The 24,241-nt window shown below is 70.8% G+C and carries 19 protein-coding genes (1 of these 19 cut by a window edge); 9 read left to right on the plus strand and 10 right to left on the minus strand.

Features of this window, described 5'->3' with window-relative positions; translation table 11 throughout:
- The 5 genes from ACYCO6_RS32435 to gcvA form a co-directional block, all read right to left on the minus strand.
- On the minus strand, window positions 1-384 hold the 5' end (the start) of the coding sequence (locus ACYCO6_RS32435; protein ID WP_459773821.1) for a DMT family transporter. 441 nt of this gene lie to the left of the window's left edge; the window shows 384 of its 825 coding nt (coding positions 1-384); it begins with the start codon at window positions 382-384; the stop codon falls past the left edge of the window.
- Window positions 385-554: 170 nt separating this feature from the next.
- A complete protein-coding gene (locus ACYCO6_RS32440; protein WP_459767110.1) occupies window positions 555-1,382 on the minus strand; it encodes an AraC family transcriptional regulator in 828 nt (275 codons plus the stop codon).
- 72 nt (window positions 1,383-1,454) lie between these two features.
- Window positions 1,455-1,745, minus strand: coding sequence for a 3-keto-5-aminohexanoate cleavage protein (locus ACYCO6_RS32445; RefSeq protein WP_459767113.1), 291 nt, complete (start codon window positions 1,743-1,745; stop codon window positions 1,455-1,457).
- Window positions 1,746-2,149: 404 nt separating this feature from the next.
- Complete coding sequence (locus tag ACYCO6_RS32450) at window positions 2,150-4,294, minus strand: helicase-related protein (RefSeq protein ID WP_459767116.1); 2,145 nt, start codon at window positions 4,292-4,294, stop codon at window positions 2,150-2,152.
- A gap of 251 nt (window positions 4,295-4,545) precedes the next feature.
- Entirely contained in the window at window positions 4,546-5,433 is an 888-nt protein-coding gene (gcvA, locus tag ACYCO6_RS32455; protein WP_459767118.1) for a transcriptional regulator GcvA, read from the minus strand.
- 93 nt (window positions 5,434-5,526) lie between these two features.
- On the opposite strand from gcvA, the gene ACYCO6_RS32460 reads away from it, so the two are divergent.
- Entirely contained in the window at window positions 5,527-6,768 is a 1,242-nt protein-coding gene (locus ACYCO6_RS32460) for an MFS transporter (protein WP_459767120.1), read from the plus strand.
- Between the two features lie 157 nt (window positions 6,769-6,925).
- Here ACYCO6_RS32460 and ACYCO6_RS32465 read toward each other — a convergent pair whose 3' ends face one another.
- From ACYCO6_RS32465 to ACYCO6_RS32475, 3 genes are all read right to left on the minus strand, one after another.
- Complete coding sequence (locus tag ACYCO6_RS32465; RefSeq protein ID WP_459767122.1) at window positions 6,926-8,653, minus strand: adenylate/guanylate cyclase domain-containing protein; 1,728 nt, start codon at window positions 8,651-8,653, stop codon at window positions 6,926-6,928.
- Window positions 8,654-8,817: 164 nt separating this feature from the next.
- Window positions 8,818-9,846, minus strand: coding sequence for a ribonuclease Z (locus tag ACYCO6_RS32470; protein ID WP_459773823.1), 1,029 nt, complete (start codon window positions 9,844-9,846; stop codon window positions 8,818-8,820).
- A 41-nt stretch (window positions 9,847-9,887) separates the two neighbouring features.
- Window positions 9,888-11,129 (minus strand): flavin monoamine oxidase family protein, encoded by a 1,242-nt coding sequence (locus ACYCO6_RS32475; protein WP_459767124.1) that lies wholly within the window; start codon window positions 11,127-11,129, stop codon window positions 9,888-9,890.
- A 127-nt stretch (window positions 11,130-11,256) separates the two neighbouring features.
- Between ACYCO6_RS32475 and ACYCO6_RS32480 the strand changes: the two genes are divergently transcribed.
- Window positions 11,257-11,829, plus strand: coding sequence for a DNA-3-methyladenine glycosylase (locus ACYCO6_RS32480; protein WP_459767126.1), 573 nt, complete (start codon window positions 11,257-11,259; stop codon window positions 11,827-11,829).
- Window positions 11,830-11,835: 6 nt separating this feature from the next.
- Here ACYCO6_RS32480 and ACYCO6_RS32485 read toward each other — a convergent pair whose 3' ends face one another.
- Both ACYCO6_RS32485 and recD2 read right to left on the minus strand, forming a co-directional pair.
- Window positions 11,836-13,974: a molybdopterin-containing oxidoreductase family protein gene (locus tag ACYCO6_RS32485; RefSeq protein WP_459767129.1), complete on the minus strand. Its 2,139-nt coding sequence runs from the start codon at window positions 13,972-13,974 to the stop codon at window positions 11,836-11,838.
- Window positions 13,975-14,184: 210 nt separating this feature from the next.
- Complete coding sequence (gene recD2 / locus ACYCO6_RS32490; protein WP_459773825.1) at window positions 14,185-16,389, minus strand: SF1B family DNA helicase RecD2; 2,205 nt, start codon at window positions 16,387-16,389, stop codon at window positions 14,185-14,187.
- Window positions 16,390-16,627: 238 nt separating this feature from the next.
- Between recD2 and ACYCO6_RS32495 the strand changes: the two genes are divergently transcribed.
- The 7 genes from ACYCO6_RS32495 to ACYCO6_RS32525 all read left to right on the plus strand — a co-directional run bounded on the left by ACYCO6_RS32495 (window position 16,628) and on the right by ACYCO6_RS32525 (window position 24,238).
- Window positions 16,628-17,782, plus strand: coding sequence for a transporter substrate-binding domain-containing protein (locus ACYCO6_RS32495; protein ID WP_459767132.1), 1,155 nt, complete (start codon window positions 16,628-16,630; stop codon window positions 17,780-17,782).
- Complete coding sequence (locus tag ACYCO6_RS32500) at window positions 17,779-18,405, plus strand: ANTAR domain-containing response regulator (RefSeq protein ID WP_459767134.1); 627 nt, start codon at window positions 17,779-17,781, stop codon at window positions 18,403-18,405. The genes ACYCO6_RS32495 and ACYCO6_RS32500 overlap by 4 nt, the downstream gene beginning before the upstream one ends.
- A 172-nt stretch (window positions 18,406-18,577) precedes the next feature.
- Window positions 18,578-19,423, plus strand: a complete 846-nt coding sequence (locus ACYCO6_RS32505) for a nitrilase family protein (protein ID WP_459767136.1) — start codon at window positions 18,578-18,580, stop codon at window positions 19,421-19,423.
- Between the two features lie 44 nt (window positions 19,424-19,467).
- Window positions 19,468-20,625 (plus strand): substrate-binding protein, encoded by a 1,158-nt coding sequence (locus ACYCO6_RS32510; protein WP_459767138.1) that lies wholly within the window; start codon window positions 19,468-19,470, stop codon window positions 20,623-20,625.
- A gap of 254 nt (window positions 20,626-20,879) precedes the next feature.
- Entirely contained in the window at window positions 20,880-21,713 is an 834-nt protein-coding gene (locus tag ACYCO6_RS32515; protein WP_459767141.1) for a branched-chain amino acid ABC transporter permease, read from the plus strand.
- The gene (locus tag ACYCO6_RS32520; RefSeq protein ID WP_459767143.1) at window positions 21,706-23,514 is read left to right on the plus strand and encodes a branched-chain amino acid ABC transporter ATP-binding protein/permease; all 1,809 of its coding nucleotides are present in this window, start codon (window positions 21,706-21,708) and stop codon (window positions 23,512-23,514) included. Before ACYCO6_RS32515 ends, ACYCO6_RS32520 begins: the two co-directional genes overlap by 8 nt.
- Window positions 23,507-24,238: an ABC transporter ATP-binding protein gene (locus tag ACYCO6_RS32525; protein WP_459767145.1), complete on the plus strand. Its 732-nt coding sequence runs from the start codon at window positions 23,507-23,509 to the stop codon at window positions 24,236-24,238. Before ACYCO6_RS32520 ends, ACYCO6_RS32525 begins: the two co-directional genes overlap by 8 nt.
- Window positions 24,239-24,241: the final 3 nt, after the last annotated feature.

The following is a 24,241-nucleotide window of genomic DNA, read 5'->3' on the forward strand; positions in this document are numbered from 1 at the left end:
CGTCGAGCCGAGCATCACGAGGACTTCACCCCGGCCGATGGCGCCGGTGAACACCGTCTCCACGCTGATGCAGAGGACGACCCCCGCTAAGGACAGTGCGAGACCCGCCCACCCCTGCCGGCGCACGGGCTCATCGAGCAGGACGCCCGCCAGGAGCGCGACCAGCAGCGGATTGCTGGCCATCAGGATGGCCGCCATCGGCGCCGTGCTGGAGGTGAGTCCGATATTGAGAAACGCCATGACGCCCGTCGTCTGGAGCAGGCCGATCAGGGCAAGGTGCGGCCAAGGCATGCGCGATCCCGACCGACGGTCCCGGCGCAGGAGGCGGGGGAGCAGGACCGGCACCAGCGAGAGCGCAGCGACGAAGAAGCGGAGCGTCGCCAGCTACAGCGGCTGAACGTCACGAAGAACGGCCTTCGTGGCCACGAAGGACGATCCCTGAAGGAAGGTCGACAGCAGCACCAGGCACAGGAAGGTATTCGGCGGCTTGTCGCGCGGCATGAACGCAGACTAGGTGGAACCGCACCGGCCTGCGTCGCGGTTCCAGCCACTTGCTAGGCCGGATCGGACAAGGTCAGACCCGCGTCGCCGGTCGATCCGGAACGGTCTCGATCACCGTAGCGGCTCGGCCGCGCGCCCATCATCTGCCGGAACATCGCCGCGAAGGCGCCGGGTGTCTCGTAGCCCAGATCCGCCGAGACGATGCCGACCGGCTCGCCGGCCGCCAGACGGGGCACGGCCGACAGGGCGCGCACCTGCTTCCGCCAGATCAGGAAGGTGCTCCCGAATTCGCGCCTGAACAGGCGCGCGAGCGTCCGCGACGAGGCGCCGACTTCCGCCGCCCATGCTTCCAGGTCGCGCCCGTCCCCGGGATCATCGATCAGGCTGCGGCAGATCCGGGCCAGGCGCCTGTCCTTCGGGATGGGGAGGTGGAGGAGCCCGCCGGGCTCCCAGGCGATCTCGTAGGGAAGAAGAGCGACGATGCGCCTCTCGTGCTCGGTCGGCTCCCGGTCCAGCGGCATCCGGGCGACCCGGAGGATGAGTTCGCGCAGCAGGGCCGAGACCCGGACCGGGCGCGGTGCATTCGGAAATGCGGGGTGACACGCGTCCGGAGCGACGTAGAGAGTCCTCAGGGAGACGTGGCAGCGCGCGACCATCGCGTGGGCGATACCGGCCGGCATCCAGAGGGCCCGCTGCGGTGGGAGCAGCCAGAGGCCGTCCGCCGTCGTGACCGCCATGACGCCGGAGATCGCGTAGATCAGCTGCGCGCGTCCATGGACATGCGAAGGGACGCGGGAGCCGGCTGGAAACTCCTTCGGCATCGCCGCGATACCGTGCGGCGATGCTTCATAGTCTCGCGGGTCGGTGCTCTTGAGGTCCATGGTTCGGTTCTCTCCGCGCTAGGAGCGGCTGGAAGAGGACCTTCCATTCCGAGATCCCTGCGCGTCGATCTTTCACAGACGGAGAATCGCGCGGGCCTCGGCCGGGCTCGCAATGTCGCGCCCTACGATCCTGGAGATGTTTACCACACGCTCGACAAGTTGTTCGTTGCTCGCCGCCAGCTCCCCGCGTGCGTAGTAGACATTGTCCTCCAGGCCCGTCCTGACATGGCCGCCGAGAAGCAGGGTGTGCAGGTTAATCGGAAGCTGGGATCGTCCTATTGCCAAGGCGGACCAAGCGCTGTCCCTCGGAATGCTCTCGGCGAAATGAAGCAGAGTGGCAGCTGTAATGATAAGCTTGTCCACGCGACCTCCAGAAGCCGACGGCGGGATCACGCGTGGGGGTGAGAAGCCTGACGACGATCAACCGCGATCATAGAAGCCGCGCTAGGATAACGATCCTCCCTCTGTCTGAGGTCATGGTGTCGGACATCTTCGGCTTCAGAACGGACAAGCCGGGGCAAAGTCTTTGCCGTGACACGGGGCCCTTGTGCACTGGCAGTCGACGTCGGAATTCTAAGCCGGCCGCTCGTTGAGCCCGCTTCGCCGACACGTCTGTCGTGTCTCGGGAAATGCGACGAAAAGCAAATTCAGCTATGCGGATGCGCGGAATGTCAGAACAGCGCGCATTCTGGCGGCCGAATGTTGTGATTAAAACTGATCCGTCTTGTGAACCGGGCTTTTCAGGTTCAACTGCCGGGATTCCGGACTCACCGCGCCCCGATGGTGCGCCGGCTCCGCCGCTCGGCCTTGCGCGTCGCGGTCTCACGCAGGTGCTGCTCGATGGCGTCGTTGGCGCGGCCGCGCATGTGGCGGATCGCCTCCACGTCGTCGAAGGTGTCGGGGAAGCGCCGGGACAGCCACAGATAGGCGCTCGCGAGCTTCACGGTCCGCTCCTGGTAGTCGAGCTCGCCCGCGAGGTTGCCGCGGAGCGCCGGTACCGTGAGGCCGGCGGCCCGGGCCTGGCACCAGCGCTCCAGGAGGCCCATGGCGATCTCGTCACGCCGGTCGATGGGGCAGACCGAGAAGGCGAATTTCTCCTCGATCGGCAGCCGGGCCCGGTCGACGGTTCGGGCGACCTCCAGTACCTCCTCCAGGGCCGAGGGCTGGAACGGGGAGCCCGCATAGAAGGTCGCGCGGGCGAAGTGGGTCAGCACCTCGTACAGGCTGTGCGTGCGCATCTCCTCCGCCACCGAGCGGATCGCCCCGAGATCCGGGCGGACGTAGAAGCGCGTGTCGGCCGCGGGCGCCGTCGGAGCGCCCGAGAGGGCGGTCCGGATCGGCTCGATGGCGAACGGGTCGGTCGCCGCCACGTAGCCGACATCCTGGTGCCCGTAGCGGCCCGCCCGGCCGGCGATCTGCCGGATCTCGGAATGGGTGAGCGCCCGCTCAGCGGTCCCGTCCCACTTGCGCACCGCCGAGAACACGATCCGCCTGAGCGGCCCGAGGTTGAGGCCCATGCCGATCGCGTCGGTGGTCACCAGCACGTTGGCCTCGCCGGAGCGGAAGCGGGCGGCCTCGGCCCGGCGGACCTCCGGCGACAGGGCGCCGTAGATGGTGGCCACCCGGTGGCCCCTCGCCACCAGGATCTCGCGGTTCTCGTGAACGGCCCGGCGGGAGAAAGCGACGACCGCGTCGCCGGCCTCGACCTTCTCCAGGGGCACCGGCTCTTCCAGCAGCAGGAGCGGCGACTTGCGGGTGAAGGGAATCACCTCCAGCGACTCGTTGGCGGCTTCCGCGGCGCGGCGGACATACGAAAGGGCGTCGTCGGAGCCGCACACGATCACGGTCCGCGCCGGCACGCCGAACAGGGCGTTGGTCCAAGCCCAGCCGCGATCGGGATCCGACAGCATCTGGATCTCGTCGATGACCGCGACGTCGATGGGCCGGGTCAGGTCGGCGGTCTCGATGGTGCGGGCGGTGTGGGTCGGGTCCGGCTCGCCCAGCACCTCTTCGCCGGTGACCATGCCGGCGCGAAGCCCGCGCTCGCGCAGGGTCTCGTAGTTCTCCAGCGCCAGGAGCCGGAGCGGGGCGAGGTAGGCGCCGGTGGCGGCTGCCGTCAGGTGCTGGAGCGCCGCGTAGGTCTTGCCGGAATTGGTCGGCCCCATGTGGAACAGGATCCGCCGGTTGAGGCGCCGGGCGGCGGTGAACCGCTCGATATAGGCGCCGAACCCGACTTGATCGCGCAGGCGACGCAGGCGCGAGCCCTCGCGGGCCACCGCCTTGGCGTGTCGGCGGACCGGGGTGAGCGCGTCGTTGAGCCCGCGAGCGAGCTTCGGGCCGAAGGTGAAGACCCGGGAGCGCAGGGAGCGATCCATATGGGCGATGTAGGCGGCGGCGTCCGCCCCGACCTCGCGCAGGTCGACGAGGAGCTGCGCCCGCAGCCGGTCGACGGGCTTGTGCAGGGCGCGGGTGGCCTGGAGCGCGGTGCGCGCCACGGCCTCGCGCAGGGCCTCCAGGCGGTGGGCCGGGTCGTTCCGGGCGGCCATGCGGGCGAGGATCTCGGCCGCGTCAGGATCGGGCGCGATGTCGAGCCGCAGGTCCAACCGGCCGTCGTCGAGGAGCGGGATCTCGGTCCGGATGAGCCAAGTGACCCTGTGGTCCTTCGTCACCACGGCCCTGAGGGCCGGCACGGCCTTCTTGACGGCCGGGATCCCGGTCTCCGCGAAGGCCCGGACCGCCTGCATCTCGCGCAAGGCGCGGGCGACGCGGTCGTCCTCCACCTCGGCGCCGTACTCGGGCAGGTCGAGATGGGCGAGCAGCCGGTCGAGATCGACCGCGTCCGGGGACAGGCCGAGCCGGCCTACGGATTCGATCAGGCTCTCGATTGTCGGGCGGAGACGCTTGCGCGCCATGCGGTCACCTTCGGCAGAAGCGCCTCACGCCAACCCCGATGCGGTCTGGGACGTTCCGGACGGTTTCCATGCGCCGGGACACACCTGCGCACCACGCCGGCACCAGCGCAAGGCTTTCGGCTGGAGCGGCGAAGACCTGCGTCCGTCTCGGCGAGCGCAGCGAAGCACTCCAGCGGTGCTGGGCTTCCCGCTGTCGCGCAGCCCCGGGTCGCTTCGCGGCGCCCGCGATGACCGATCCGGTGAACAGCGCCTCACGGCCGGCGCGCCGCCTCGGCCAGCCAGCCGCAGAACGCCCGCACCGCCGGGTCCTCCACCCGGGGCTCCGGGACATAGGTGTAGTAGCTCCGCGCCGGCAGGGATGGGCCGGCGAAGGGCAGGGTCAGGCGGCCGGCCGCCACGTCGCCGGCGATCAGCCGCTCGGGTCCCATGGCGACGCCCAGCCCGTCGAGAGCGGCCTGGAGCGTCAGGTAGAAGTGCTCCAGCGTCACCGAGGCCTGCGGCTCTAGGTCCGGCACGCCCGCTGCGCGCAGCCAGTCCGGCCAGACCCGCGGGAGCGTCGCCGCGTGCAGCAGCGTGTGCTGCCGGAGATCCTCCGGCTCCCGGAGCGGCAGGCGCTGCAGCAGCGCCGGGCTGCAGACCGGGATGCGCCGCTCGGACAGGAAGGGCTCCGCGCGGTGGCCCGGCCGGCTGTCCGGCCCACCCCGGATCGCCACGTCGAACGGCTCCGCCAGGCGTGCCAGGGGCACGTTCGAGGTCGTCAGCCGGACCTCAATCGACGGGTTGGCCAGCTGGAAGCCGGATAGGCGCGGAATCAGCCAGCGCAGGGTGAAGGTCGCCAGCGCGTTCACGTGCAGAAGGCGCGACCGCCCCCGCTCGGCCTGGCGCGCGGTGGCCAAGGCGATCCGGTCCAGCGCGGCGCCGATCTCGATCGCATAGGCTCCACCCGCCTCGGTGAGGACCACGCGGCGGTTGTGGCGCTCGAAGAGCAGAACCCCGAGCCAGCCCTCCAGCATCTGCACGTGCCGGCTGACCGCGCCGTGGGTGACCCGCAGCTCGTCCGCGGCCCGGGTGAAGCTCCCGAGCCGCGCCGCCGCCTCGAAGGCTTTCACGGCATTCAGCGGCGGCAGGCGGCGATGCACGGGTCAGATTTTCTCACGCGAGCGTCAGCATAAGTCGTTTGTCAGCTCCGGGCCAGGCCGCCATCCTGCGCCGACACCGCCAAAGAGGGCTGGATGTCCGCCACGTCCGTTCCGACCGCCTCTTCCGATCCCGCTCCCTTGGCCGCTTCGCCAACGGAAGCACGCCGAACTCTCGCGGCGACCGGGCTCAACCACGCCCTGCACGACGGCTACACGGACGTGATCTACGTGCTGCTGCCGGTCTGGCAGGCGGAGTTCGGTCTCGACTACGTCGCCCTCGCGTTTCTACGCTCGCTCTACAACGGCGCGCTGGCGGCGCTGCAGATGCCGGCGAGCCGACTCGCCCAGGCGCTGGGCGCCCGGGCCGTGCTGGTGCTCGGCACGCTGCTCAGCGCGGCCGGCTACGCGATCGCGGGCGCCTCGGGCGGCCTCGTCGGACTCGGCGTCGGCCTCCTGCTCGGCGGCGCCGGCAGCAGCACGCAGCATCCCCTGGCCTCCGCGGTGATCGCCCGGACCTACGGTCCCGGGGCTCGGGGGCCGCTCGGCACCTACAACTTCACCGGCGACCTCGGGAAGGCGGCGGTCCCGCCCCTGGTCGGGTTCCTGCTGACCCTGTCGGGCTGGCGGCACGCGCTCTGGGTGATCGCAGGCGCGGGCCTCGTCGTCGCCCTGGCGATCGCCCGCCTGCTGCCGCGTGAGCCGGCGTCACGCTGCAGCCCGGAAGCGGCCGGCCGGACGACCCGTCGCGCCGCCGGCGGGCCGGGCCGCGGCGCCGGCTTCCGGCTGCTCGTCGCCATCGGCATGCTCGACAACGCCGCCCGGCCGGCCTTCCTGCTCTTCCTGCCGTTCCTTCTGCAGGAGAAGGGCGCCGCGCTGACCACGGTGGGCCTCGCGCTCTCGATGGTCTTCGTCGGCGGCGCGCTCGGCAAGGCCGTCTGCGGGCGCCTCGGCGAGCATCTCGGGGTGACCCGGACCGTGATCCTCACCGAGACCGGGACCGCCCTGGCGATCCTGGCGGTGACCGTGCTGCCGCTCGCCCCGGGGCTGACCCTCCTGCCGCTGCTCGGGGTGATGCTGAACGGCACCTCCTCGGTCCTCTACGGGACAGTGCCGGAACTGGCCCCGGGCGGCCGCGTCGAGCGGGCCTTCGCGGTGTTCTACACCTTCACGCTCGGCGGCAGCGCGCTCGCCGCGCCGCTGCTCTACGGGCGGCTGGGCGATGCGGCCGGCCCGCACTGGGCGGCGGTGGCGGCGGCCGGGACGGCACTCGCCGTCGTGCCGCTCATGCTGGTGCTGGCGCCGTCGCTGGGGACGGAGCACCGGCAGCGGGCCTGAGGCACGCCGCACGCCGTGCCGTCTCCTCGCGGATCACCCGTCATCGCGAGCGAAGCGAAGCGACCCAGGGCAACGCGACATGGGCCGGCGTGGCGTCGCTAGGTTGCTTCGCTGCGCCAGCAAAGACGGCGTTCGGACGCCCCAGCCGAATGCCGCGTCAGGCGCCTCCAAGGGTGCTGACGCGGACGGTCTCGGACCGCCCGTCCACCGTGACGTCCCGGATCGCCGCCGGCGCGACGCGGGCGGCCCGGTAGACGGCCTCCGACACCACCGCAACGCAGCCGAGGCTCTTGGTCAGCCCCTGAAGGCGCGCGGCGACGTTGACCGTGTCGCCGAGCGCGGTGAAGCGGGCATCGGTGGCGTCGCCCATCTCGCCGACGATCGCCGGACCGGCATGCACGCCGATTCCGTAGCGGAGAATGTGCTCCAGGTCGGCCGCCAGAAGCCTGTTCAGGGTCGCGACCGCCTCGGCGATGCCGTCGACCGCCCGCAGGGCGTCACGGGCGGCCTGCTCGGATTCCGACTCCAGCCCGAACAGGGCCAGCAGGCCGTCGCCGAGGAACTGGTTCGTGGATCCGCCCGACTCCCGCACGGCATCCCCGACGGCGCTGAGGAAGCGGTTGATGATGAACACCGTGTCGTAAGGCAGGCGCTCCTCGGCCAGCCGGGTCGAGCCGCGCAGGTCGACGAACATCGCCACGATGAAGCGCTCCTCGCCGGATTCCGCCCGGTCGACCAGGTCCGCCTGGCGCACGCGCGGCTGCGGCGGCAGCAGGGGCACCACGGCGAGGTCGGTCTCGGGCCGGAACTGACAGGCGAGGCGCACCCCCGGGCCGGCGGCGATGCGCTCCAGGACGGCCCGTTCGGCCCGGCCGGGGGGCGGCGTGCCGTCGCTGCCGTCCGTCACCCGGATCCGGCAGGTCGAGCAGCGGCCGCGGCCGCCGCACACGCTGGCATGTGGGATCCGGTTGCGCCGGCTCGCCTCCAGCACGCTCGTGCCCCGCGGCACCCGCACCACCCGTCCGTCCGGATAGCTGAGCCGGATCGTACCCCGCTTGATCTCCGTCAGGGCCCGGGCCCCCCGCGCCGTCAGGACGGCGGCGACCAGTCCCGCGTAGGTCAACAGCATCCCGTCCCGGATGCGGGCGAGCCGCGCCGCCTGATCGGGGAGCCCGACATGGACGGGCTGGAGGGCCTCCGCGCGCCAGGCCGGATCCTGCGCCAGCGCCAGGATCGCCCGGCCGCCCTGCGCGAAGCCGAGGAGCGCCAGGACCGGCATCAGGACCGCCAGCGCCAGAAGCCAGGGCGCTGCGCGCCAGAAGGCGGGCTTCAGACGGAGCCAGAAATGCAGGCCGAGGCAGCCGTGGATCCAGGCGACGACCAGCACCGCCGCCTGCATCAGGCCGAGAACCGGGGATGCGATCCAGAAGGCGTAGAGTTCCTGCGCATAGCCCTTCTCGAGCCCTTCGGTGACGAAGGAGATCCGGGTCCCGACGATGTGGCTGACGAGCAGCGGCGGGATCAGGAGGCCGGAGACGAGCTGCACGGCCTCGGACGGCCGCCAGCGGAAGAAGCGGGCCGCGTAGAGGGCCTGGAGCCCGAGCAGGAGATGAACCACGAGCGCACCGTAGAGGAGCGTCAGGCCGAGCGGGTTGAGCCAGAGGGAAGAGGCGACGTCGAGGCCGTCCTCCATGGCGGCGAGGGAGACGTTGCCCAGCGCGTGGTTGATCAGGTGGGTCAGCACGTAGCCGAACAGCACCAATCCGCTCGCCAGCCGGAGCCGGCGCAGGGTCAGAAGCTGCCGCACCGGAGAGGCTGGCGCGGCGGGCCGCGTCTGCACGCCTCCGGCGGGTTGCAGCGGCGCGATCGGGGCTGTGCGCATCATGCTGGGAGATCCGGTCGGTCGGCCGCGGGCCCGCACTTCGCCGACCCTCGTACCAGCAAGACTTTCGCCACGTCCGCTTTATTGCGCCCCGATACCGATCTGAAGAGGCGAAGCAGGTCGGCGGCGATCGGAAGCCTCGGACTCCCGTCCCCGCGTCGCACCCGTCACGGCTGCAGGGGCGGGTGCGCCTCGCCCGTCCCCCGAGCCGCACCCGCGAAGGCGGCCCGGAATTCCGCCGCCAGGGCGCCGGGATCGTCCGTGTAGCGGGCCGAGTGGTGGAACGGCACGGCCCGCCGCACCCCTGCTGCCCGGGCCAGCGTCCCGGCGCGGGCGGCGGTGAGATGGCGGGTGCGGGTCGCCGCCGTGCGGTCGGCCTCCAGGAACACCGCCTCGATGAACAAGTCGTCCGCGCCGGCCGCCAGTGCGAGAATGCGGGCGGCGTTGTCCGGCGTGTCGGCAGTGTCGGTGACATAGGCGACCTTCTGGCCCGGGCCGATCCGGAACACGCCCTCGGCGAGGTCGCCGAGGCACAGGATGCGGTCCTCTCCCAGCGGCACGGGCGTCTCGGGCGGCAGGCCCCGGCGCGCGGCGCGCTTGGCTTCGCCGAGCCAGGGGCCCGGCGCGAGGCCGAGCCGTTCCAGCGCCCCCTGCCAGACATTCACCCGCACCGGCTCCACCAGCGCGAAGGCCAGGACCGGCAAGCCGTGGTCGAGCACCGTCGCGTCGATCCGGAAATCCTCCCCGGCGAGCACCCGGCCAGGTCCGGGATCCGACGGCGGCATCGGCCATTCCGCGAACTGCGCCTGCGCGTGGAACTCCGCCCCGCGCATGAGGCGCCCGTCGGCGAACTCCTCGACCCGGATGCGGAAGTCCGGCGAATGGGTCCCGAGCAGGTTCCAGGTATAGGCGTGCAGCCGGTGGGCGACTCGGGCGATGAAGCCTTCCGGGCCGACGAGGCGCAGGGGCTGCGGTCGGTGCAGGCAGATCCGCAGCAGACGGTCGAACCCAGCGAAGTGGTCCATGTGGGTGTGCGACACGAAGACGTCGCTCACCCGCATCAGCTCCCGGGCGGAGAGCGCGGCGACGTCGCCGAGGTCGAACAGCAGAGCCCGGCGCGCGTGTCGGAAGTCGAGATAGAGGCCGGGATCCGAGAACGGGTCGTTGACGAGGCGGGGTTGGACGAGGCGGCTCACGCTCGTCAACGCGTCGATCGGCGGGGCCGTTCGGGTCGTCCTTAGCGGGCCGGTTCGAGGGCCGCCAGAACCTCGTCCGCAGCCCGGAGACCGGATTCGTAGGCGCCGCGCACAGTGGTGAAGGCGTCCGGGGACGTCGCCTCCCCGGCGAAGTACAGCCGCTCGTCCACGGGCGCCGCCAGAAGCGCGCGCCGGTCCGTGGCGCCTGGCCGGGCATAGGCATAGGAGCCGCGCACGCAGGCATTCCGGCCCCAGCGCGTCGCGGTGAGCAGCGAGGCCCGCCGGCGGAAGTCTGCGCCGAGCAGCCCCGCGAGCTCGTCGAGCGCGAAGGCAGCGGCGGCTTCGTCGCCGCCGCGCTCCAGATCCCGGGCGAGCGACCCGCCGAGATAGCCCTCGATGACCGGCCGGCCGAAGGGGCGCAGGTGGTAGGCGCCCGTCCGGGCGCTGCGCGGGTTGCCGATCAGGTGCCCGTCCGCCGGCAGCTCCTCCGGCGTGGCGAGCCGGAGAAAGACCTTGTTGGCGAGCCCGAGCGGCAGGTCCCGCGCGGCCGCGGCCTTGTCGGGCAGGGGTGGGACGAAGCGGATTGTCGCCTCGGCCAGGATGGCGGTGGAGACCGTCACGACGACGGCGCGGGCCTGCAGCGTCCCGCGCGGGGTTTCCAGGCGGACCGGGCCGATCCCGCCATGGTCGATCCGCGTCACCGGCATGCCCAGAGCCACCGGCAGGCCGTCGCCGAACTGCACGACGAGGCGGCCGTAGCCCTCCGCCACGCGCCAATCGGATCCGTGGACCTGATAGCGCGCGGCGTCGTGGGTCGAGAGGTCCGCGAGCTCGGCGCCGCTCACGTAGCTGCTCACCGCGTTCAGAAGCCCGTTCCACGGATCGTCCGGGTCGAGGAGCGCGCCGAGGGGGCGGTCCACCGGATCCCGCTGCGCCGCCTCCTGCCGCGCCTGGAAGGCTTCGGCCGCCGCCGCGTAGGCGAGCTGGTCCTCCGGGGGGAAGCCAAGATCCCGGTACTGCACGTCCCAGGGTGCGGGGGTGCGGTCGACATGGAAGCCGAGCGCCTCGGCGATGGCGAGCCACGGATTGCGCTCGGCGCCGTGCAGCCAGCCGCAGCCGAGGTCGAGGGGCGCGCCGATCGCGGCTGGCACGATCGTGTGCGCCCGGCCGCCGGTGCGGTCCTGCGCCTCCAGAACCTGGATCCGCAGATCCGGCCGCCGCTCGGACAGGCGCCGGCCCGCGGCGAGGCCCGCAGCGCCCGCGCCGACGATGGCGACATCCACCGCACCGGAGATGCTCAGGCTTCCGACGCCTCCTCAGCGTGCTCGACGCCAACCCTGTGATGGGTCAACCGGTTGGTCCGCCGTGGGTTGCCCCTGCCGGACGGCGCCCCTCGAACCCGGAGACCCGATGCTGGAGCCTTTCTTCGCCCGGAGCGCCGCCGCGGTGGCGGCCGACCTGATCGGCGCCCGCCTGTTCGTCGGCGAAGCGGGCGGGATCATCGTCGAGACCGAGGCCTATGACCGCACCGACCCGGCCTCCCACAGCTTCGCCGGTCCGACGCGGCGCAACGCCAGCATGTTCGGTCCGCCCGCCCACGCCTACGTCTACCGCTCCTACGGCATGCACTGGTGCCTGAACCTCGTCTGCGAGCCCGGCAGCGCGGTGCTGATCCGGGCGCTCGAGCCAACGGAGGGTCTCGCCGCCATGGCGGCGCGCCGGGGTACGGACGCGCCGCGGCTGCTCTGTGCCGGCCCCGGCCGTCTCTGCCAGGCACTTGGCGTCACCGGCGCACTGGACGGGTTGCCGGTCGCGGGCGCCCCGTTCCGGTTCCAACCGCGCGTTCGGCCGGTCGAGGTGGTGAGCGACCGGCGCATCGGGATCACCCGCGGCGCCGAGACGCCCTGGCGCTTCCTCCTCGCCAGCTCTCGGTTCGTCAGCCGGCCGGCGCGACGGGGCGGCCCGGGGATGGCCGCCCCGTGAGCGGCCTCAATTCGCCCGCGAGACCTCGACGAGATTGTCGGAGAACGAGGGCGCGTGGCCCATATCGGTGAAGGCGGATGACGAGATGCTGTTCACCGTGCCCTCGTTGAGCTGCCGCCAGTAGCCGAGCGTCGCCACCACGACGCCGGAGGTCACGTCGTCGGTGACCCGCGCCACGCCCTTGAAGGCGCCCCGCCCGTTGGCGACCTGGACGCGGTCGCCGTCGAGGATCCCGCGGGCCTCGGCATCCTGCGGACTGATCATCACGAACTGCTCGCCCTGGCCCTTCTGCTTGTCCTCCATGTTGGCGTAGCAGGAGTTCAGGAAGTAGTGGCTCTTGGGCGAGACGATGTTGAGCGGGTAGCGCTTGGCCAGCTCCGGGTCGTTCGTGTGGGACTCGCGGGCGCCGACATAGTCGGGCAGCGGGTCGAGCGGCTCGCCGGGCTGGAAGCCCTCGTACATCTGCCGGAACGGCGGCGCCACGAAGTTGGTGGCGCCCTCGATCTTGAGCATGCACTTGCCCGTGTCGGTGGGGAAGTTGCCGTCCCGGTGCGGAGCGCGGTCGTCGGGCGTGCCGACCTTCAGCCGGGCGAAGCCGTGCGCGCGCATATACTGGAGGTCATAGCCCTCGCAGGCCGGCGCGCTCCAGTCGACGTAGTGCTCCAGGCACTCCGCGTCGGTCCATTTAAAGTTCTCCTCCTCGAAGCCGAGCCGGGCGGCGAGGCGCCGGAAGATCTCGTTGTTGGGGATGGCCTCGCCGGGCGCCTCGGCGCATTTGGTGTTGTAGGTCAGGTAGAGGTGGCCCCAGGACAAAATCATGTCCTCCATCTCGGCGCCCATCGCGGCCGGCAGCAGGATGTCGGCGTAGGCGGCGGTGTCCGAGATGAAGTGCTCGGCCGAGACCAGGAACAGGTCCTCGCGCATCAGCCCCTCGACGATCTTGTCGGTCTCGGGCGCCTGCGTCACCGGGTTCGAGTTCCAGCACATCATCGACAGGATCGGCGGGTCGAGCCTCATCTCGCCGGTGAGCGCGCGGCCGATCTGCAGGTTCGAGACGACGCGGGTGCCCTCCGGGATCAGGTCCGGCCGGCACATCACGTCGAACTTGTAGGGATGCTCCCAGACGGGGAACTGCGTGACGCCGCCGCCGACATGGCGCCACGCGCCGGTGAGCGCCGGGATGCAGGTCACCGCCCGGATCGTCTGGCCGCCGCCGTAGTGCCGCTCCAGCGCCACGCCCATGCGGATGCCCACCGGCTGGGCGGTCGCCATCTCGTAGGCCAGCGTGCGGATGTCGGCCGCCGGCACGCCCGTGATGGCCTCCGCCCATTCGGGCGTGCGCGCCGCCGCCCGCTCCTTCAGCTCCTCGAAGCCGATCGTGTGTTTGTCGACGTAGTCCTGGTCGACGAGGCCCTGCGCGATGATCGAGTTGATCAGCGCCATGGCCAGCGCGCCATCCGTGCCGGGCTTCGGGCGGATGTGCCAGTCGGCGCCCTTGGCGGTGCGCGACGCGTAGGCGTCGATGACCACGACCTTGGCGCCGCTCTTCTGGGCGTCCTTCACGATGGCCCAGTGGTGCAGGTTCGTGCTGACGCTGTTGCAGGCCCAGATCACGATGTACTTGGAGTGAATGTAGCTCTCGGGGTCGAGGCCCGCGGTCGGCCCGACGGTGAGGAGCCAGGCGGTGCAGGACCCCTCGCCGCAGAAGGTGCGCTCGCAGACCGTGGCGCCGAGCCGGTTGAAGAAGGCGTCGCCCCCGTTCAGCCCGTGAACCAGCCCCTGGTTGCCGAGGTAGCTGTAGGGGATGATCGCCTGCGGGCCGTGGCTCGCGATGATCGCCTTCCAGCGCGTGACGATCGTGTCGAGCGCCTCGTCCCAGGTGATCCGCTCGAACTGCTTCGAGCCCTTCGGTCCGACGCGGCGCATCGGGTAGAGAAGCCGGTCGGGGTGGTAGTGGCGCTTCTCGTAGTCCTTGAGCTTCACGCAGAGACCGCCGCGGGTCATCGGGTGGTCGGGATTGCCGCGGACGCTGAGCAGCTCGCCGTCCTTCACCTCGAACAGCATCGAGCAGGTGTCGGGGCAGTCGTGTGGACAGGCGCCGAAAAAGACTTCGGAGAAGGCCTCGGGCTTGACGATCTCGGTCATGTTTCCTCCGCGGCCGGGCGTGAAGCCTCTTTGTGCGGTGGGCTTCGATCGCTGCCGCGTCTTGGGTACAGCAGGAGGAAGAAAAATACCAACCACGCGGCGTCGAGACCGCGCAGCCCGGGACGTTCGCGGCGTTAACCTGGATTATAATTCAATATTCTGGTGTTCTTCGTGCCCGCGCGGTCGGGCGTCGCGGTGGGCGGTCGGGTGTTACCGCGGCGCCTGTCCCAGCCAGTCCCGAAGCTTCGTCCAGCGGGGCTTCATGGTGCCGCCGCGGACCGCGACGGCCACCGCCTTGCGCTGCCCGAGCAGCACCACCAGCCGCTTGCCGCGGGTCACGCCCGTGTAGAGGAGGTTGCGCGCCAGCATGGTCCAGTGCTGCATCGCGAGCGGGATCACCACCGCCGGATACTCCGAACCCTGCGACTTGTGGATGGTGGTGGCGTAGGCCGGCACCAGCGTGTCGAGTTCGCCGTAGGGATAGACCACCTCCCGGCCCTCGAAGTCGACGATCACCGCGCCCTCGACCTCATCGATGCGCGCCACGGTGCCGAGGTCGCCGTTGAACACCTCCCGGTCATAATCGTTCTGGCTCTCCATCACCCGGTCGCCGGGTGAGAAGCGCCAGCCGAACCGCTCCACCGAGACCGCGGGGTTCGGGTTCAGCACCGCCTGGAGTTCGTGGTTGAGGTTGCGCGCGCCGAGAACCCCGCGCTGCATCGGGGTGAGCACCTGTACGTCGCGCACCGGATCGAGGCCGAACCGGGCCGGGATGCGCCGCGTCACCACCTCGATCAGCGTCTGGACGGCGGGTTCGGGCGCGTCGATCTCGATCCAGTGGAAGTCGCTGCCGACGCCGCGCGGCGCGGGCTCGGGCATCCGGCCCGCGTTGATCCGGTGGGCGTTCACCACGATCCGGCTCTCCGCCGCCTGCCGGAACACCTCCGTGAGCCGCGCCACCGGCACCGCACCGGAGGCGATCACGTCGGCGAGCACCTGCCCCGGCCCGACCGAGGGCAGCTGGTCGACGTCGCCGACGAGGAGCAGGGCCGCGTGGTTGGGCACCGCCTTGGTCAGGGCATTCATCAGCGGCACGTCGACCATCGAGGTCTCGTCGACGACGAGCAGGTCGCAGGGGAGGGGGCTCTCCTCGTTGCGGGAAAAGCCGCCGTGCTTGGGGTCGATCTCCAGCAGGCGATGGAGGGTCTTGGCCTCCAACCCGGTCTGCTCACTCATCCGCTTGGCGGCCCGGCCGGTGGGGGCCGCGAGCAGCACCTGAACTCCCTTGGCCCGCAGGATGCGCAGGATCGTGTCGAGGGTCGAGGTCTTGCCCACCCCCGGTCCGCCGGTGATCACCGCGAGCTTGGCGCCGAGCACGAGCCGCACGGCCTCGCCTTGCGAGGGCGAGAGCGTCTTGCCGGTCTTCTCTGTCACCCAGGGCAGCGCCCGGGTGAGGTCGATCTCCGGCCAGGGTGGCGTGTCCTTCGCGCGGCGCAGCAGCCGCTCGGCGATGGCGCGCTCGGCGGCGTGCAGGCCGGCCAGGAAGATGCAGGCTTTGTCGCCGACGATGTCCTGCACCACCTCGCCGGTCTCGAGCACGTCGAGCAAGGCCGCGCGGATCAGCGGGACTTCGACGCCGAGGAGCTCGCCCGCGAGCGCCACGAGTTCCGCCACCGGCAGGGCGCAGTGCCCCTCGTCGGTGGCGGTCTGCAACGCGAAGGAGATCCCGGCCCGCAGGCGCTGAGGCGCCTCCTGGGTCAGTCCGAGCTTCATCGCGATGGCATCGGCGGTCTTGAAGCCGATGCCGCAGATGTCTCGGGCCAGCCGGTAGGGATCCTCAGTCATGACCGCGATGGATCCGTGGCCGTAGGTCTTGAAGATCCGCACCGCCCGGGCCGTGCCGACGCCGTGTGCGTGCAGGAACAGCATGATCTCGCGCACGGCCTTCTGCTCGGCCCAACCGGCGACGATGCGGGCGGCGCGCTTCGGGCCGATGCCCTCCACCTCGGTGAGGCGGCCGGGCTCGGCCTCGATGATCTCGAAGGTGCCCTCGCCGAAGGCCGCCACGATGCGCTTGGCCATGGCGGGGCCGATGCCGCGCATGTGTCCGGAGGCGAGGTACTTCTCGATGCCTTCGACCCCTGTGGGCGGGGTGACCTTCAGGGTATCGGCCTTGAACTGGAGGCCGTGCTGGCGGTCCGTGTGCCAGATGCCGGTGGCGGTGATCCACTCGCCCGCCCCGATGGCGGGGGCATGGCCGATCACCGGCACGAGGTCGCGCTTGCCCCGCGCCTGGACCTTGAGCACGCAGAAACCGGTCTCGGGGCTGTGAAAGGTGACACGCTCGATCGTGCCGGCCAGCGCCTCGACGGGCTGGCCGCGCTCGAACTCTTTCGCCGTCGCTCGCTGGTTCATGCCCGGGCCGGACCTGCTGCGCCCGAGACGACGCACCCTCCGGTTGAAGATCGGTGTTGGCAGGCGCTGCGGCAACGGCGGCGCGGGCATCGGGCCGGGGATGCCGCCGCGGCGCGTCGTCACGCGCGTGCGGGCGATCCCGGCGGCGCGGACATCGGCTTTCGCCACGCGGTGTCCGTCAGGTAGGAGAGGACCATGCGCCGCCGGCCGACCGGGCTCCGACGCGCGGGGAGGGGCTATGGCGGGCAAGGATGAAGCGACGTGGCGGGTCGGCGTCCTGTTCTCCCGCAGCGGGGTGAGCGGCGTCACCGAGACCGAGCACTTCCTCGGCACCGCGCTCGCCATCGAGGAGATCAACGAGGCCGGCGGCGTGCTCGGGCGCCCGATCGAGCCGATCTGCTACGATCCCGCCGGCAACAACGACGCCTACCGAACCCTGGCCCGGCGGATGCTTTCCGAGGACGGGGTCGAGGTGGTGTTCGGATGCTCCCTCTCGGCCAGCCGGAAGTCGGTTCTGTCGACGGTGGAGCGGCACAACGGCCTGCTCTGGTACCCGTCGATCTACGAGGGCTTCGAGTACTCGGAGAACATCATCTACACCGGCGCGACTCTCAACCAGAACGTCTTCGCGCTGGCCGACTACCTCCTGCAGGAGCACGGCTCGCGGATCTTCCTGATCGGGTCGGACTACATCTACCCGCGCGAATCGAACCGCGTCATGCGCGACCTGATCGAGGCGAAGGGCGGGACGATCGTCGGCGAGCAGTATGCGCCCCTCGACGCGGACGATGCGGCCCACAGGGCGATGATCACCGAGATCCGGCACGCCGCGCCGGACGCTGTATTCTCGACGGTGGTCGGGCGCGGGGCCGAGCGGCTCTACCGCGCCTACGCGGAATCCGGCATCGACCGGGCGCGCTGCCCGATCGCCAGCCTGACCCTGGCGGAGGGGCAGATCCGCGCCATCGGCCCCGAGCACTGCACCGGCCACGTCCTGGCGGCCCCGTATTTCGGGGCGCTGGCGAGCGAGGAGAACCGGCGCTTCGTCGCCGCCTTCCAGGCGCGGTTCGGGGCTGCGCGCCCCACCAGCATGTGGTCGGAGACCGCCTACGCGCAGGTGCATCTCTTCGCCCGGGCGCTCACGGAGGCCGGCACCCTCGATGCCGAGCGCCTCGGTGCGGCGGCCCTGCGTCAGCGCATCGTGGCGCCGGAGGGCGACCTCGCCTTCGACGGCGAGACGCGGCATATCTGGCTCACGCCCGGCATCGGCGTGGCCCGGGCCGACGGGCAGTTCGACATCGTCTGGCGGGCGCGCCGGCCGGTGCGGCCCGATCCCTATCTGGCGTGGTCCCGGTTCGAGACGAACTGGCTGGAGGAGGGTCTCGCCGCGTGACCGCCCCCGCCCGCAAGATCCTGGACGACCTGAGGCGCGCCCGCGCCCTCGTCATCCATCCCCGGGACGAGGAGGGCGCCGCGCTCCTGGAGCAGCTCCGTCGCCTCGGCTGCGCGGTCTCGCTCGCCTGGCCGCCGCCCGCCGCGCTGCCGCCCGACATCGACACGCTGTTCATCCAGCTCGACGACGCGCAGGTGATGCACCTCCTGCCCGCGATCGAGGCGACCGAACCCGCCGTCATCGCCATCGTGGCCTACGAGAGCCCGACCTCCCTGAAGGCGATCGCCGACGTCAACGCTCACGGCGTGCTGAACAAACCGCTCCACCCGCGGGGCGTGCTCACCCAGTTCGCCCTGGCCCGGTACCGGCGCGGCTACGAGGGCCGGCTGATCAGCAAGATCAACCGGCTGGAGGAGACCATGAAGGGCCGCCGCACCGTGGAGAAGGCGGTTCGGCTGCTCGTAGACCTGAACCGGATCGACGAGGACGCCGCCTACAAGATGCTCCGGGATCGCGCCACCGCGTCCCGCGTGCCGATGGCGAGCGTCGCCGAGAGCGTGGTGTCGGCCCACGAGGCGATGAGCGGTCTCGGGTTGCGCATCGCGTTGGCGGAAAAGACCTGATCGCAGCAGCTGCTGCATTTATGGTCTTGCGGTCCGTATCTCAGCGCGTATCGTAGTCTTATCGGGCAAGGTTGCCCCGCAGCAGGATTGCTGCATTACATCTCGGCTTTGGAGCCTCTGGCCCGCGGATGACACGTCCGTGCCCAGGGGCTTTTTGCGTTTTGGAGCTCTTATGATCCAAGCGAACGATCCTGCGCGCCCGCCAATACGGGTCTCCTGCATCCAGTTCGAGCCGCAAATCGGCGCGGTCGCGGCGAATATTGCTCGCGCGTCGGACCTCGTCCGTACCGCCGCCGCCGAGGGCAGCCGGCTGATCGTGCTGCCGGAGCTCGCCAGCACCGGCTACGTGTTCGAATCCGCCGCGGAGGCCGCCTCCCTCGCCGAGCCGGTGCCGGACGGCCCGACGACCCGGGCCTGGGCGGCGCTCGCCGCGGAGCTGGGCGTGCACATCGTGGCGGGGATCGCCGAATCCGCCGGTGACGTCCTCTACAACGCCGCCGTCATCGTCGGGCCGGAGGGCTACATCGGCACCTACCGCAAGGCGCATCTCTGGGACCAGGAGAACGTGTTTTTCGCCAAGGGCGATCTCGGCTTCCCGGTCTTCGACACCGCGCTCGGCAAGGTCGGCGTCGCGATCTGCTACGACGGCTGGTTCCCCGAGACCTTCCGGCGGCTCGCCCTCGGCGGCGCCGAGATCGTCTGCATCCCTACCAACTGGGTGCCGATGCCCGACCAGCCCGCGGGCGAGGCCGCCATGGCCAATACCCTGCACCGGGCCGCCGCCCACTCGAATGGGATCTTCATCGCCTGCGCCGACCGGGTCGGCGTCGAGCGCGGCCAGCCCTTCGAGGGGCAGAGCCTGATCATCGGGCCCAAGGGCTGGCCGCTCGCCGGTCCGGCGAGCCGCGACCGGACCGAGACCCTTTCGGCGCTCGTCGATCTCGACGAGGCTGGCCGCAAGGACCTGAACGCGTTCAATTCCCTCCTGCGCGACCGCCGCACCGACATCTACGGCTGAGTCGAGATCCGTAACCGCCCCTGCCCGTCCCAAGGAGTTCGTTCATGGTGAAATGGTCTCTCATCGGCACCGCCGCCATGCTGGCACTCGCCGCCTCGGCCGCGCAGGCCGCCGACGGCAAGCCGATCGTCATCGGCATCCCGATCGGCCTGTCGGGGGCCAACAGCGTCGTGGCCCCCTCGGTGGTGCAGTCGGCGGAACTCGCGGTGGAGGAGATCAACGCCAAGGGCGGCGTGCTCGGCCGCAAGCTCGCCCTGGAAGTGGCCGACGACGCCTCCGGGGCCGCCGGTGCCCAGAAGGCCTTCGACAGCCTGATCTATCAGAAGAAGGTCGATGTCCTGATCTCCATGGAGACCAGTGCGGCCCGCAACGCCGGCCTGCCCGCCATCACCAAGGGCCGGGTGCCGTACATCTACACCTCGTTCTACGAGGGGCATTCCTGCAACAAGAACCTGTTCGTGGATGCCTGGGTGCCGGAGCAGCAGGTGCCGCCGGTGGTGGACGCCTTCAAGGCCAAGGGCGCCAAGACCTACTTCCTCATCGGCAGCGACTACGCCTTCGGCCGCGGCATGCTGGGTTTCGCCAGGAGCTACGTCGAGAAGACCGGCGGCAAGGTGGTCGGCGAGGAATACCTGCCGATGGACGGCAGCGACTGGACCGCGATCATCTCCAAGATGAAGGAGGCCAAGCCCGACGCGCTGATCACCTCCACGGCTGGCGGCGCGCCGAACGTCACGCTGACGAAGCAATTGCGCGGCGCGGGCGTGTCGCTGCCCTTCGCGAACCTCGCCCTCGACGAGGGGACGGCGAAGAGCATGGGCGCCGACGCCGAGGGCGTCTACCTCTCGGCCTCCTACGTCACCGGGATCGACAGCCCGGAGAACAAGACCTTCCTGGCCGCCATGCAGAAGAAGTTCGGCGCGGAACTGCGCACGCCGAACGACCTCTCGGTGCCGGAATATGAGGCGATCTACCTGTACAAGGCCGCCGTCGAGAAGGCGGGCGGCACGGAGACCGCCAAGGTCTTGGAGGCGCTGCCGACCGTGAGCGTGACCGGGCCGCGCGGCACGATCCGCATGAGCAAGCAGCACCACGCGCCGCTGACCATGTATCTCGGCCAGATCCAGGCGGACGGCTCGGTGAAGGTCGCCGGGACCTTCAAGGACGTCGATCCCGGCGAGCAATGTCCGAAGCTGCAGTGAAGGAAGGGGGCTGAGGGAGCCGCGCATCGCCCTCCTCCCTCTGCGGGGGAGGGTGGCCCCCGAAGGGGGCTGGGAGAGGGAAGCGACGGTGCAGGATGGGGCTCTGCCCGCCAAGCAAGTCGCGTCTCTTCCGGAAACGTTGCTCCCCTCTCCCGACCCCTGCTGACGCAGGGGCCACCCTCCCTCGCAGAGGGGGGAGGGGGCGAAGCGGCGACCGCCGTGCCTTCCCGTTCCCGCGCACCCGGAACTCCCCGATGCTGCTCACCCTCGACATCCTGACCACGGCGGCGATCCTGTTCATCGTCTCGATCGGCCTGCTGGCGATCTTCGGCGTGCTGAAGATCATCAACTTCGCCCATGGGGCGTGGCTGACGGTCGGTGCCTACTGCGCCGTGGTGACCGCGAAACTCGGGCTCAATCCTTGGGCCGCGCTGCCGCTCGCCTTCGTCGTCGGCGCGGTTCTGGGCGGTCTCGCGGAGCACTTCATCATCCGCCCGCTCTACCGCAGGCCGCTGGACGCGATCCTCGCCACCTGGGGGCTCGGCATCGTGGTCGGGCAGCTCATCACCCTGGCCTTCGGTCGCGACGTCCAGCTCACCCCGAACCTGTTCTCGGGCACCGTCGAAATCCTCGGGGTCGACTACTCCGCCTACCGGCTCCTGGCGCTGGGCATCGCCCTCGTCATCGGCACGCTGTTCGCGCTGACCATTGAGCGGACGCGGCTCGGCCTCTCGGCCAGGGCGGTGATCATGAACGAGACGCTGGCGCGCAGCCTCGGCATCGACACGGGCCGCGTGCGCCTCGTGGTCTTCATGATCGGCGCCGGCCTGGCGGCTCTGGCGGGCGTCCTCCTGACGCCGCTCACCAGCGTCGATCCGAACATGGGCGTCTCCTGGCTGATCGGCGCCTTCATGCTGGTGATGGTCGCCGACGCGTCTTTCCTGGCGCTCGCCGCGGCTTGCCTCGTCTTCGGGGCCGCGCAGGTCCTGATCAGCACCTTCGTGAGCCCGATCCTGGGCAGCATCGCCATCGCGGTGCTCGCCGCCCTCGTGCTGCGGATCAGCCCGAAAGGTTTCTCCCGTGCTTGAGACCCTCTCCGCCGCCGAGCGCGTCGCCGCCGCCCCTCGGCGCCGCCCCCGCCTTGCCCGCACGGCGCCCTTCGTGGTCGCCGGACTCGCGGCCGTGGCGCTCTGGATCGCGCCGCTCTTCCTCGACACCTTCGCGGTCAACGTCCTGACCCGCTCGATGGTCTACGCGGTGCTGGCCGTCACGGTGGATCTGCTCTGGGGCTTCGCCGGCATCCTCACCTTCGGGCAGGCCGCCTTCTTCGGCGTCGGCGCCTACGCCACCGCGATGATTCTGGGCGCCTATGGGGCCACCCCGCTCGGGATCGCGGCCGCCGTCGCGGCGGCGCTGGCCGCGCCTGCCCTGCTCGGCCTCGCGGTGGGGTGGCTGTCCTTCTATCACCGCTCGACACCGCTCTACGCCTCGGTGATCTCGCTGGTCGTCCCGATCGTGGTGACGCAGCTGATCTATTCCGGCGGCGAGTGGACCGGCTCCAGCAGCGGTCTCGTCGGCTTCGACGTGCTGCCCTTCGAGATCGAGGGCTATTTCCGCCTCGCGGCCCTGTTCCTGATCGTCGTCACGCTGGCGGCCTGGATCCTGGTGCGGTCGGATGCCGGACGCGCCCTGGTCGCGCTGCGGGACAACGAGGCGCGCTGCGCCTATCTCGGCCTCAATCCCCGCCGCCTGCAGATCCTGCTGACCACGGCGCTCGCCGCGGTCGCCGGGCTCGCGGGCTTCCTGTTCGCCAACGCGTCGGGCGTCGTCGCCCCGGAGAATGCCGGCTTCCTGTTCGGGACCGAGCTGGTGATCTGGGTGGCGCTGGGCGGCCGCGGCACGCTGCTCGGCCCGGTGCTGGGCACGATCGCCATCGACTACCTCGCGGCGAACCTCTCGGGCGATCTGCCGTTCCTCTGGCAGCTCCTGCTGGGTACGGCCTTCGTGGTCATCATCATCCTTCTGCCGGGCGGATTGGCCGACTTGGTCGGCCGCCTGTGGCGGGCGCTGCCGGTCGGCCGGTCGGGGCGCGTCGCCCCCGCCCTGGTGGCGCGGGAGGCCGGCCCCGCCGCGGCGGCGACGGACGCGCCCATCCTCAAGGTCGAGGGCCTCGCCAAGGCCTATGGCAGCCTCACGGTGCTGGAGAACATCGACTTGGAGATCCGGGCAGGCGAACTCGTCAGCCTGGTCGGGCCTAACGGCGCCGGCAAGACCACGCTGATGCGCTGCCTCAGCGACGGCACCGAGCCCTTCACGGGGGCGATCGCCATCGGCGGCACCCCGATCACCGGGCTGACGCCGAACCGGATCGTCGGCCTCGGGGTCGGGCGCAAGTTCCAGGTGGCGAGCGTGTTCGAGAGCCTGTCGGTGGCCGATTGCCTCCGTCTCGCCCGGGCGCCGCATGACGGGCTGAACCCGGTCGGCGAGGCCCCGACGCTGGGCCTGCCGCAGGCCGCCCTCGACGTGCTGCGGATGACCGGCCTCGACCGCCTGCTGACTCAGCCGACGCGCCTCTTGTCCCACGGCCAGAAGCAGGCGCTGGAACTCGCCATGGTGGTGGCGCTGGAGCCGCGGCTGATCCTGCTCGACGAGCCCACCGCGGGCCTGACCAAGGGCGAGCGCACCACCATCGGGACCGTGCTCAAGGCGCTCACCGCCGAACGCGGGATCGCCGCCGTGCTGGTCGAGCACGACCTCGATTTCGTGCGGGAGATCTCCTCGCGCATCGTGGTGCTGCACCAGGGCCGCCTGGTCCTGGACGGCACGGTCGAGGACGTCGTCGGCTCCGAGCTGGTCCGGACCATCTATTCGGGAGGCGCCCATGGCTGAGGCAGCGCGGCGGAGCGAGCCTGCGGGGGGCGCCCTTGCCCTCGACCGGGTGTCGAGCGGCTACGGGGCGGTCTCGATCGTGAAGGACGTGTCCCTGTCGGTGCGGCCGGGCGAGATCGTCGCCCTGCTGGGCAAGAACGGCATGGGCAAGACCACCCTGCTCAAGACCATCCTGGGGATGGTGGCCCTGCGGGGCGGCAGGATCACGATCGGCGGCCAGGCGCTCGCGGGCCTCTCGCCCGCCAAGCTCGTGGCGCTGGGCGTCGGCTACGCCCCTCAGGAGCAGCCCCTGTTCCAAGACCTGTCGATCCGCGACAACCTGCGCCTCGCGCTGCCGTCGGACCGGCACCTGCCTGAGGCGCTGGAGCGGCTGTTCGGCCACTTCCCGTTCCTGAAGGACCGGCTCGCGCAGCGCGCCGGCACGCTCTCGGGGGGCGAGCAGAAGATGCTGATCCTCGGGCGCGCCCTGATGCTGCGCCCGCGCCTCCTCCTGATCGATGAGATCTCCGAAGGCGTGCAGCCCTCGATGGTCGAGCGCCTGCGCAGCGTGCTCCTCGCCGAACGGGAATCGGGCCTGTCCATGCTGGTGGTGGAGCAGCACGTCGCCTTCGCGCTGGGGCTGGCCGATCGCTACGCGGTGCTCAAGCTCGGCGAGATCGTCGACAGCGGCTCCGCCAAGGCGCCGGACGCGCAGGGTCGCGTCATCGACCACTTGGCGGTTTGAGAT

It is taken from the genome of Methylobacterium sp. CM6257 (genome assembly GCF_054611515.1).

Bases quoted from the DNA above. Each gene is read 5' to 3' on its own strand.
- ACYCO6_RS32440 (WP_459767110.1), bottom strand. From the start codon at position 1,382: ATGGACCTCAAGAGCACCGACCCGCGAGACTATGAAGCATCGCCGCAC.
- ACYCO6_RS32450 (WP_459767116.1), bottom strand. From the start codon at position 4,294: ATGGCGCGCAAGCGTCTCCGCCCGACAATCGAGAGCCTGATCGAATCC.
- ACYCO6_RS32460 (WP_459767120.1), top strand. From the start codon at position 5,527: ATGTCCGCCACGTCCGTTCCGACCGCCTCTTCCGATCCCGCTCCCTTG.
- ACYCO6_RS32465 (WP_459767122.1), bottom strand. From the start codon at position 8,653: ATGATGCGCACAGCCCCGATCGCGCCGCTGCAACCCGCCGGAGGCGTG.
- ACYCO6_RS32480 (WP_459767126.1), top strand. From the start codon at position 11,257: ATGCTGGAGCCTTTCTTCGCCCGGAGCGCCGCCGCGGTGGCGGCCGAC.
- ACYCO6_RS32485 (WP_459767129.1), bottom strand. From the start codon at position 13,974: ATGACCGAGATCGTCAAGCCCGAGGCCTTCTCCGAAGTCTTTTTCGGC.
- recD2 (WP_459773825.1), bottom strand. From the start codon at position 16,389: ATGAACCAGCGAGCGACGGCGAAAGAGTTCGAGCGCGGCCAGCCCGTC.
- ACYCO6_RS32495 (WP_459767132.1), top strand. From the start codon at position 16,628: ATGGCGGGCAAGGATGAAGCGACGTGGCGGGTCGGCGTCCTGTTCTCC.
- ACYCO6_RS32505 (WP_459767136.1), top strand. From the start codon at position 18,578: ATGATCCAAGCGAACGATCCTGCGCGCCCGCCAATACGGGTCTCCTGC.
- ACYCO6_RS32510 (WP_459767138.1), top strand. From the start codon at position 19,468: ATGGTGAAATGGTCTCTCATCGGCACCGCCGCCATGCTGGCACTCGCC.
- ACYCO6_RS32515 (WP_459767141.1), top strand. From the start codon at position 20,880: ATGCTGCTCACCCTCGACATCCTGACCACGGCGGCGATCCTGTTCATC.
- ACYCO6_RS32525 (WP_459767145.1), top strand. From the start codon at position 23,507: ATGGCTGAGGCAGCGCGGCGGAGCGAGCCTGCGGGGGGCGCCCTTGCC.